Source organism: Vibrio sp. 10N.222.55.C6, assembly GCF_041473395.1.
Taxonomy (GTDB): Bacteria; Pseudomonadota; Gammaproteobacteria; order Enterobacterales; family Vibrionaceae; genus Vibrio; species Vibrio crassostreae_C.
Genome location: NZ_JBFRSD010000546.1, coordinates 1 through 1334, shown reverse-complemented (window position 1 = coordinate 1334; position 1334 = coordinate 1). Strand labels below are relative to the sequence as shown.

At 46.3% G+C, this 1334-nt stretch carries 1 pseudogene; it reads right to left on the bottom strand.

The window, feature by feature from the left end:
• Nucleotides 1-1334 (bottom strand): annotated as a pseudogene (locus AB4486_RS25015) (hypothetical protein); the annotation flags it as partial.

Genomic DNA, 1334 nt, shown 5'->3' with positions numbered 1-1334 from the left:
TTGTAATAGAGCTACCATCCGTATCATAACCGACGTCAGAGAACCTCACGTACGGACTACCACCCTCCCATAGGAAGTACTGGTTTACGGCTGGAGAGAAGGTAAACATTACCGCTTGTGAGCCTTCAGCGAACCTCGCCTCTTCCATGAAGTCGAACCACTCAAAGTAGACTTCATACAATGCCATACCCGATAGGTTTACCACTTCTGATTCTACTGAATAATAGAAACTGGAATTGTCTTCTGGATAGGCAATAAGTTGCTCTCCAGAGAAGTCTATCGTATAACCTACCGGAGTTTGCCAGCCGTTTTCAGTGAGCTGTACGTCCCCCTCAGCTTCAAGTGGTAGCTGGATAAAGGATTGATCACCACGGTACTGTATGAGTTCCGTAAGGGTTAACGTATCACCGCCATAACTCAAGGTTTCTTTAAACAGAATATCTACGAACGATAGTTCGCTCCAATCGCTGAAGAATCCGTAAAGAGTCCCCTCTTGCTCCGCAAACTCTTGGGCGGTAATAGTCCACTTATTTGGGTCGGTTGGATAAAGGTCTTCACCGTCATAAACGCCGTCTTCATCTGAATCAGCATTATTCGGATCTAAACCTTCGGTTGCATTCTCATGGTTATCGCCTAAACCATCACTATCAGAATCCGCCCACTCTAATGAGTCATAAGGGAAGGCATCGCTATTGTCGCCAACATAGTCACCATCACTATCATCCCATTCATTTGGATCATTAGGGAAAGCATCCTCGTAGTCTTTAAAGCCATCGTCGTCGCTATCTTGATTTAAAAACTCTGCAAGATAATCTTGCGCAGCTGTCTCGTCTAAGAAGAACACTCCTAGACTGTTATGCCAACTAAACGCTTCCTCCGTTAGGTCCATGCTCCAAGTGTCTATGCCCCTGCGATAGTAAGCATTGTGCCAAGGCCAAGGATTCTCAACATCCGGGACCATAAGCACCATATCAACGTCATTCACTCCGGTGAACGAACCAGGAACCACACCACTATCACCAAGGTTCAATGTAACCAGTGTTGGAATACCCGTAGAAGTCAATAGGTAGTCTTGCGTTACAACGTGCCATTGAATTGGCCCATTGTCATCGTATTGGAAGCTGCTTGTAGGTAACAGCGTAGCGTATCGGCTCAGGCCTGGAATGATTTGGTCATCAATAAGCTCCAACTCTGTGCCAGCAACACGGGCATCCTCTACCTGTTGTGGTAGATCCACAACAGCTTGTGTTCCCCACTCATCAAATGAGGTAGCAACCCAAAGGCCATTAGATTGTTTCTGGTAAACGCGATAGGCCTGTCCGACATTATCAGTG